This is a genomic window from Vibrio sp. 1401, assembly GCF_033340295.1.
In genome coordinates this window covers 1-7,908 of the sequence record NZ_JAWOWF010000082.1, presented here as the reverse complement: position 1 = coordinate 7,908, position 7,908 = coordinate 1, and the positions used below count along the sequence as shown (strand labels likewise).

Here is a 7,908-nt window from a genome sequence, read left to right as displayed (position 1 = left end):
CGCTGTTCTGGCCACTCGCCGCTTTCGACTTTGCCGAGTATCCACGCGCCTACCAGCACCTTGCGCCGGGTGTCCTCCTTGCGCTTTTGCTGCTGCTCCCGTGCCCTGACCCGCTGGATCTTGGCGTTGATCCGTGCCCGTTGCTCTTCCAGCTTGGCGAGCCGTTCCGCTGCTTTTGCCATGTTGACATTCCCCTTGGTTATGTGCTTGCCATCATGCTATCATCGGAGCACAGACACCGCAAACCCCGACCGTCATTCTAACGGGAGGGCGCACTTACCGGTTTCTCTTCGAGAAACTGCCCTGCGGGCACCCCTTTGGGGCTGTGCGCTCTCCGAGGGCCATTGCATGGAGCTAAACCCCTATGGCCATCTATCACCTTACGGCCAAGACCGGCAGCCGGAACGGCGGCCAGTCGGCCAAGGCGAAAGCCGATTACATCCAGCGGGAGGGCCGTTACTCCCGCGACCGTGACGAGGTGCTGCACACTCAGTCCGGCCACCTGCCCGAGTGGGCCGAGCGCCCCGCCGACTACTGGGATGCTGCCGACCTGTATGAACGCGCCAATGGGCGGCTGTTCAAAGAGGTTGAGTTTGCCCTGCCGGTCGAACTGACCCTAGATCAGCAGCGGGAGCTGGTGGACGAATTCGCCCGGCATCTGACCGAGGGCGAGCGCCTGCCGTATACGCTGGCCATTCATGCCGGTAAAGGTGAGAACCCCCATTGCCACTTGATGATCTCTGAGCGGAAGAACGACGGTATCGAGCGCCCGGCTGACCAGTGGTTCAAGCGGTACAACGCCAAACAGCCAGAGCGGGGCGGGGCGCAGAAGTCCGAGAGCCTGAAGCCCAAGGCATGGCTTGAGCAGACCCGCGAGGCATGGGCCGACCATGCCAACCGGGCATTAGAGCGGGCTGGTCACGACGCCCGCATTGACCATAGAACACTTGAGGCGCAGGGCATCGAGCGCCTGCCGGGCATCCATCTTGGCCCCAACGTGGTGGAGATGGAGGGCCGGGGCATCCGCACCGAGCGGGCCGACACCGCCCTAGCCATCGACACGGCCAACGGCCAGATCATCGACTTACAAGAATACCGGGAGGTTATCGAGCATGAGCGCGATAGACAGAGTGAAGAAGTCCAGAGGCATCAACGAGTTAGCGGAGCAGATCGAACCGCTGGCCCAGAGCATGGCGACACTGGCCGACGAGGCCCGGCAGGTCATGAGCCAGACTCAGCAGGCCAGCGAGGCGCAGGCAGCGGAGTGGCTGAAAGCCCAACGCCAGACAGGGGCGGCATGGGTGGAGCTGGCCAAGGAGTTGCGGGAGGTAGCCGCCGAGGTGAGCAGCGCCGCGCAGAGCGCCCGGAGCGCCGCCCGTGGCTGGACATGGAAGTTGTGGGCCGGGGTCTTGATCGCTTCCGTGACGCCTATTCTGGCGCTGCTGATCGCATCATGGCTTTGGCTGGAGCCGCAAATCATCGAACAACAGGGGGGTATATGGCTGGTTTTCAAGCTCAAGTAAAGGGTGACCGCACCGCGCAAGCCATCGCCCGGCAGCTCAAGGCCATGGGCTGCGACCGGTACGACATCGGCATACGGGATGCCGCCAGCGGCAAGATGATGAACCGGGAATGGTCAGCCGCCGAAGTGCTCCAGAACACGCCATGGCTCAAGCGGATGAATGCCCAGGGCAATGACGTGTATATCAGGCCCGCCGAGCAGGAGCGGCATGGTTTGGTGCTGGTGGACGATCTCAGTGAGTTCGACTTGGATGACATGAAAGCCGAGGGCCGGGAGCCGGCGCTGATCGTGGAGACCAGCCCCAAGAACTATCAGGCATGGGTAAAAGTGGCTCAGGACGCCCCAGCAGGTCACAGGGGCGTAATCGCCCGGAAGCTGGCCCGCGAGTACGACGCCGACCCGGCCAGCGCCGACAGCCGCCACTATGGTCGCTTGGCGGGCTTCACCAACCGCAAGGACAAGCACACCACCCGCACCGGTTATCAGCCGTGGGTGCTGCTGCGTGAATCCAAGGGCAAGACCGCCACCGCAGGGCCGGAGCTGATGCAGCAGGCCGGGCAGGTGCTGGACAGCATTAAGCGCCAACAGGAACGGACGGCACGACTGGCCGAGATCACCGCCCCGCGGAGTGTGCGCCGGTATCGCCGCAGCGCCGTGGACGACTACCGCAGCGAAATGGCCGGGTTGGTCAAACGCTTCGGTGACGACCTCAGCAAGTGCGACTTCATTGCGGCTATGAAGCTGGCCAGCAAGGGCCGGGAGCCGGACGAGATCGCCAAGGCCATGGCCGAGGCCAGCCCCGCGATCATGGAGCGCAAGGCAGGCCATGAGGCCGATTACATCAAGCGCACGGTACAGAAAGTGATGGAGCTGCCGCAGGTGCAGGAGGCCCGCGCCGAGCTGGCGAAGCAGACCCAGAAGCAGCGCAGTCGGGGGCCAGATTTAAGTATGTAATGCTTGCGTTAGCGCTAACTGGTGGTATACTGTTAGCTCTAATGGAGGGTTTGAGATGAAAGACCAACACGACAAGCGTACCGGCAACCTGCTGGCCACCCCTAACGCTATACGACAGGCCCGCTTTGCCGAACAGCAGCGAGCCATGGGCCGCAAGGCCGCGAGCACCCCCCCCATAACTCTTCGCCTCATGACCGAGCGCGACCTGCCGATGCTCCATGATTGGCTCAACCGGCCGCACATCGTTGAGTGGTGGGGTGGTGACGAAGAGCGACCGACTCTTGATGAAGTGCTGGAACACTACCTGCCCAGAGCGATGGCGGAAGAGTCCGTAACACCGTACATCGCAATGCTGGGCGAGGAACCGATCGGCTATGCTCAGTCGTACGTCGCGCTCGGAAGCGGTGATGGCTGGTGGGAAGATGAAACTGATCCAGGAGTGCGAGGAATAGACCAGTCTCTGGCTGACCCGACACAGTTGAACAAAGGCCTAGGAACAAGGCTTGTCCGCGCTCTCGTTGAACTACTGTTCTCGGACCCCACCGTGACGAAGATTCAGACCGACCCGACTCCGAACAACCATCGAGCCATACGCTGCTATGAGAAGGCAGGATTCGTGCGGGAGAAGATCATCACCACGCCTGACGGGCCGGCGGTTTACATGGTTCAAACACGACAAGCCTTCGAGAGAAAGCGCGGTGTTGCCTAACAACTCATTCAAGCCGACGCCGCTTCGCGGCGCGGCTTAATTCAGGTGTTAGCGGTAATTTAACCAGATAGGAGTACAGACATATGAAAATCGTAAAAAGGATATTATTAGTATTGTTAAGTTTATTTTTTACAATTGCGTATTCAAATGCTCAAACTGACAACTTAACTTTGAAAATTGAGAATGTTTTAAAGGCAAAAAATGCCAGAATAGGAGTAGCAATATTCAACAGCAATGAGAAGGATACTTTGAAGATTAATAACGACTTCCATTTCCCGATGCAAAGCGTTATGAAATTTCCGATTGCTTTAGCCGTTTTGTCTGAGATAGATAAAGGGAATCTTTCTTTTGAACAAAAAATAGAGATTACCCCTCAAGACCTTTTGCCTAAAATGTGGAGTCCGATTAAAGAGGAATTCCCTAATGGAACAACTTTGACGATTGAACAAATACTAAATTATACAGTATCAGAGAGCGACAATATTGGTTGTGATATTTTGCTAAAATTAATCGGAGGAACTGATTCTGTTCAAAAATTCTTGAATGCTAATCATTTCACTGATATTTCAATCAAAGCAAACGAAGAACAAATGCACAAGGATTGGAATACCCAATATCAAAATTGGGCAACCCCAACAGCGATGAACAAACTGTTAATAGATACTTATAATAATAAGAACCAATTACTTTCTAAAAAAAGTTATGATTTTATTTGGAAAATTATGAGAGAAACAACAACAGGAAGTAACCGATTAAAAGGACAATTACCAAAGAATACAATTGTTGCTCATAAAACAGGGACTTCCGGAATAAATAATGGAATTGCAGCAGCCACTAATGATGTTGGGGTAATTACTTTACCGAATGGACAATTAATTTTTATAAGCGTATTTGTTGCAGAGTCCAAAGAAACTTCGGAAATTAATGAAAAGATTATTTCAGACATTGCAAAAATAACGTGGGATTACTATTTGAATAAATAAAAAACTACCGCTAACACTGGCTCATAGGCAATGGCGGGTTGAAGTGCAATTTGCAAAGTCGGTAGCCCGCCCGAGCGTTTTCTCGGTTTGACAGGAAAGGCTCACGCAAACCGCCACTGCCCATAGCCCAAACCGTTAGGCCGCATGGACACAACGCAGGTCACATTGATACACAAAATTCTAGCTGCGGCAGATGAGCGAAATCTGCCGCTCTGGATCGGTGGGGGCTGGGCGATCGATGCACGGCTAGGGCGTGTAACACGCAAGCACGATGATATTGATCTGACGTTTCCCGGCGAGAGGCGCGGCGAGCTCGAGGCAATAGTTGAAATGCTCGGCGGGCGCGTCATGGAGGAGTTGGACTATGGATTCTTAGCGGAGATCGGGGATGAGTTACTTGACTGCGAACCTGCTTGGTGGGCAGACGAAGCGTATGAAATCGCGGAGGCTCCGCAGGGCTCGTGCCCAGAGGCGGCTGAGGGCGTCATCGCCGGGCGGCCAGTCCGTTGTAACAGCTGGGAGGCGATCATCTGGGATTACTTTTACTATGCCGATGAAGTACCACCAGTGGACTGGCCTACAAAGCACATAGAGTCCTACAGGCTCGCATGCACCTCACTCGGGGCGGAAAAGGTTGAGGTCTTGCGTGCCGCTTTCAGGTCGCGATATGCGGCCTAACAATTCGTCCAAGCCGACGCCGCTTCGCGGCGCGGCTTAACTCAGGTGTTACCGCAGCGAAATGGCCGGGCTGGTCAAGCGGTACGGTGACGACCTCAGCAAGTGCGACTTTATCGCGGCCATGAAGCTGGCCAGCAAGGGCCGGGAGCCGGACGAGATCGGCAAGGCCATGGCCGAGGCCAGCCCCGCCATCATGGAGCGCAAGACGGGCCATGAGGCCGATTACATCAAGCGTACGGTGCAGAAGGTGATGGAGCTGCCGCAGGTGCAGGAGGCCCGCGCCGAGCTGGCGAAGCAGGCCGAGAAACAGCAGTACCGAGGGCCGACATTAGGATAAAACACTTGCATTAGAGCTAATGCCTGTTATGGTGTTAGCTCTAATGCGGAGGAAATATGAAAGACCAACACGACAAGCGTACCGGCAACCTGCTGGCCACCCCCAACGCTATACGACAGGCCCGCTTTGCCGAGCAGCAGCGAGCCATGGGCCGCAAGGCCCGGAAGATATGGGCCACAGACGCAGAGGCCGAGGCGCTGCGGCTGTATCTGGAAGAACTCAGGGCGGCGCAGGGCGGGGGTAGTGACCCCGCCAGCGCCTAACCACCAACCGCCTACACAGGAGGCAAATCAATGGCTACCCATAAGCCTATCGACATTCTGGCGAGCTTCACAGAGCTACCGCCACCGATTGACTACGTACTGCCCAACATGGTGGCCGGCACCGTGGGGGCGCTGGTGTCCCCCGGTGGGGCCGGCAAGTCCATGCTGGCCCTGCAACTGGCCGCACAGATCGCAGGCGGCCCCGACCTGCTGGACGTGGGCGAGTTGCGCACCGGCCCGGTGATCTACCTGCCCGCCGAAGACCCGCCCACCGCCATACATCACCGCCTGCACGCATTGGGGGAACGCCTGACCGACGAGCAACGGCAAGCCGTGGCTGACGGTCTGCTAATCCAGCCGCTGATCGGCAGCCTACCCAACATCATGGCCCCGGAGTGGTTCGACGGCCTCAAGCGAGCCGCTGAGGGACGCCGCTTGATGGTGCTGGATACCTTGCGCCGGTTCCACATCGAGGAAGAGAACGCCAGCGGCCCCATGGCGCAAGTGATTGGCCGCATGGAGGCCATCGCCGCCGATACCGGGTGCTCTATCGTGTTCCTGCACCATGCCAGCAAGGGCGCGGCCATGATGGGCGCAGGCGACCAGCAGCAGGCCAGCCGGGGATCGTCCGTGCTGGTGGATAACATCCGCTGGCAATCGTACCTGTCCGGCATGACCACCGGTGAGGCCGAGGAATGGGGCGTAGACGACACGCAGCGGCCCTATTTCGTCCGCTTTGGAGTCAGCAAGGCCAACTATGGGGCACCGTTCAAAGACCGCTGGTTCAGGCGGCATGACGGCGGGGTACTCAAGCCCGCCGTGCTGGAAAAGCAGCACAAGAGCAAGGGGGTGCCTCGTGGCAAAGCCTAAGAACAAACACAGCCTCAGCCACGTCCGGCACGACCCGGCGCACTGTCTGGCCCCCGGCCTGTTCCGTGCCCTCAAGCGGGGCGAGCGCAAGCGCGGCAAGCTGGACGTGACGTATGACTACGGCGACGGCAAGCGGATCGAGTTCAGCGGCCCGGAGCCGCTGGGCGCTGATGATTTGCGCATCCTGCAGGGGCTGGTGGCCATGGCCGGGCCTAGTGGTCTGGTGCTAGAGCCAGAACCGGAGACCCCCGGCGGGCAGCAGCTCCGGCTGTTCCTGGAACCCAAATGGGAAGCCGTTACCGCTGACGCCATGGTGGTCAAGGGTAGCTATCGGGCGCTGGCTCGTGAAATAGGCTATGCCAATATCGAGGACTCAAAGCCCATCAGGGACTGCATTGAACGGCTTTGGAAGGTGTCCATCATCGCCCAGAATGGCCGCAAGCGGCAGGGCTTCCGGCTGCTTGCCGAGTACGCCAGCGACGAGGCAGACGGGCGCCTGTATGTGGCCCTGAACCCCTTGATCGCGCAGGCCGTCATGGGTGGCGGCCAGCATGTGCGCATCAGCATGGACGAGGTGCGGGCGCTGGACAGCGAAACCGCCCGCCTGCTGCACCAGCGGCTGTGTGGCTGGATCGACCCCGGCAAGACCGGCAAGGCGGCCATAGATACCCTGTGCGGCTACGTCTGGCCGTCAGAGGCCAGTGGGGCCGCCATGCGCAAGAGACGCCAGCGGGTGCGCGAGGCGCTGCCGGAGCTGATCGCGCTGGGCTGGACGGTGAACGAGTATGCGGCGGGTAAGTACGACATCGCACGGCCCAAGGCGGCAGGCTGACCCCTGCAATAACTGTCACGCCCCCCCCGTTAACTGTCACGCCCCCCCCGTTAACTGTCACGCCCCCCCCCGTTAACTGTCACGAACCCCCCCGTTAACTGTCACGCCCCCAAACCTGCAAACCCAGCAGGGGCGGGGGCTGGCGGGGTGCTGAAAAAATCCATCCATGATTATCTAAGAATAATCCACTAGGCGCGGTTAACAGCGCCCTAGTGGGGCGCTGTTTGCCCTTGCCCAAAATGCCCGGCCAGAGGCCGGATAACTGATCTATCCGCTGCGCTAGGCTACACACCGCCCCCACCGCTCCGCGGTAGGGAAAAGGCGGGCCAAGGCCCGCAAACCCAAACCCCATGCACAGACGCCACAGGAAGCCGCAGACGCCTTTAGCCGCTTTAGCGGCCTTTACCCCTGCCCGCAGGGCGGGGGCGCGTGTGAAGCCCCGCAGGGGCCATGCTGGCCACCTTGCGCTTGGCTATCTCCGCCTTGATGGTCGCGCCCGCCTCTCGCATCTCTTGCTGCAGGGCTTCGATCTCGGCAGGTGTCAGCCGGTAGAAGCTCACCCTTGCCCCTCTTGCGGCTCCGGCTGGCCATGCTCCTGTGGCTGCTATTCCTGCTTGGGTGGCAGTCCGAACAGCGCCCGGTCATGGTCGCGCTCTAGGTAGCTGTCCAGCCCATCGAGCAAGCGCTGTTCTGGCCACTCGCCGCTTTCGACTTTGCCGAGTATCCACGCGCCTACCAGCACCTTGCGCCGGGTGTCCTC

At 59.1% G+C, this 7,908-nt stretch carries 9 protein-coding genes and 2 pseudogenes; 10 read left to right on the top strand and 1 reads right to left on the bottom strand.

Annotated features, from left to right (window positions below):
• Positions 1–182: pseudogene (locus R7Z77_RS23330) on the bottom strand (mobilization protein); the annotation flags it as partial.
• 182 nt (positions 183–364) lie between these two features.
• Here R7Z77_RS23330 and R7Z77_RS23325 point away from each other — a divergent pair.
• The 10 genes and pseudogenes from R7Z77_RS23325 to repC form a co-directional block, all read left to right on the top strand.
• A pseudogene (locus R7Z77_RS23325) lies at positions 365–1,006 on the top strand (MobA/MobL family protein); the annotation flags it as partial.
• A gap of 106 nt (positions 1,007–1,112) precedes the next feature.
• Positions 1,113–1,523: an IncQ-type mobilization protein MobB gene (locus R7Z77_RS23320; protein ID WP_011117300.1), complete on the top strand. Its 411-nt coding sequence runs from the start codon at positions 1,113–1,115 to the stop codon at positions 1,521–1,523.
• Positions 1,454–2,476, top strand: a complete 1,023-nt coding sequence (locus R7Z77_RS23315) for a DNA-primase RepB domain-containing protein (protein WP_318057402.1) — start codon at positions 1,454–1,456, stop codon at positions 2,474–2,476. Before R7Z77_RS23320 ends, R7Z77_RS23315 begins: the two co-directional genes overlap by 70 nt.
• A 145-nt stretch (positions 2,477–2,621) precedes the next feature.
• Entirely contained in the window at positions 2,622–3,185 is a 564-nt protein-coding gene (locus tag R7Z77_RS23310) for an AacA4 family aminoglycoside N(6')-acetyltransferase (RefSeq protein ID WP_112928758.1), read from the top strand.
• A gap of 83 nt (positions 3,186–3,268) precedes the next feature.
• The gene (locus R7Z77_RS23305) at positions 3,269–4,168 is read left to right on the top strand and encodes an extended-spectrum class A beta-lactamase VEB-18 (protein WP_065825678.1); all 900 of its coding nucleotides are present in this window, start codon (positions 3,269–3,271) and stop codon (positions 4,166–4,168) included.
• Between the two features lie 144 nt (positions 4,169–4,312).
• The gene (gene aadB, locus R7Z77_RS23300; RefSeq protein ID WP_000381802.1) at positions 4,313–4,846 is read left to right on the top strand and encodes an aminoglycoside nucleotidyltransferase ANT(2'')-Ia; all 534 of its coding nucleotides are present in this window, start codon (positions 4,313–4,315) and stop codon (positions 4,844–4,846) included.
• Positions 4,847–4,907: 61 nt separating this feature from the next.
• Positions 4,908–5,183, top strand: a complete 276-nt coding sequence (locus tag R7Z77_RS23295; RefSeq protein ID WP_223847821.1) for a hypothetical protein — start codon at positions 4,908–4,910, stop codon at positions 5,181–5,183.
• A gap of 56 nt (positions 5,184–5,239) precedes the next feature.
• The gene (gene urfF / locus R7Z77_RS23290; RefSeq protein WP_112928753.1) at positions 5,240–5,446 is read left to right on the top strand and encodes a plasmid repression protein F; all 207 of its coding nucleotides are present in this window, start codon (positions 5,240–5,242) and stop codon (positions 5,444–5,446) included.
• Positions 5,447–5,476: 30 nt separating this feature from the next.
• On the top strand, positions 5,477–6,316 hold the full coding sequence (locus R7Z77_RS23285; protein ID WP_169573183.1) for a helicase RepA family protein: 840 nt from the start codon (positions 5,477–5,479) through the stop codon (positions 6,314–6,316).
• Positions 6,303–7,148 (top strand): replication protein C, IncQ-type, encoded by an 846-nt coding sequence (gene repC / locus R7Z77_RS23280; protein WP_112928757.1) that lies wholly within the window; start codon positions 6,303–6,305, stop codon positions 7,146–7,148. The genes R7Z77_RS23285 and repC overlap by 14 nt, the downstream gene beginning before the upstream one ends.
• Positions 7,149–7,908 lie beyond the last annotated feature (760 nt).

What these genes read in the sequence shown, in the direction of transcription:
- R7Z77_RS23320 (WP_011117300.1), top strand. Translation starts at nt 1,113, where the DNA reads ATGAGCGCGATAGACAGAGTGAAGAAGTCCAGAGGCATCAACGAGTTA.
- R7Z77_RS23315 (WP_318057402.1), top strand. Translation starts at nt 1,454, where the DNA reads ATGGCTTTGGCTGGAGCCGCAAATCATCGAACAACAGGGGGGTATATG.
- R7Z77_RS23310 (WP_112928758.1), top strand. Translation starts at nt 2,622, where the DNA reads ATGGGCCGCAAGGCCGCGAGCACCCCCCCCATAACTCTTCGCCTCATG.
- R7Z77_RS23305 (WP_065825678.1), top strand. Translation starts at nt 3,269, where the DNA reads ATGAAAATCGTAAAAAGGATATTATTAGTATTGTTAAGTTTATTTTTT.
- aadB (WP_000381802.1), top strand. Translation starts at nt 4,313, where the DNA reads ATGGACACAACGCAGGTCACATTGATACACAAAATTCTAGCTGCGGCA.
- R7Z77_RS23295 (WP_223847821.1), top strand. Translation starts at nt 4,908, where the DNA reads ATGGCCGGGCTGGTCAAGCGGTACGGTGACGACCTCAGCAAGTGCGAC.
- urfF (WP_112928753.1), top strand. Translation starts at nt 5,240, where the DNA reads ATGAAAGACCAACACGACAAGCGTACCGGCAACCTGCTGGCCACCCCC.
- R7Z77_RS23285 (WP_169573183.1), top strand. Translation starts at nt 5,477, where the DNA reads ATGGCTACCCATAAGCCTATCGACATTCTGGCGAGCTTCACAGAGCTA.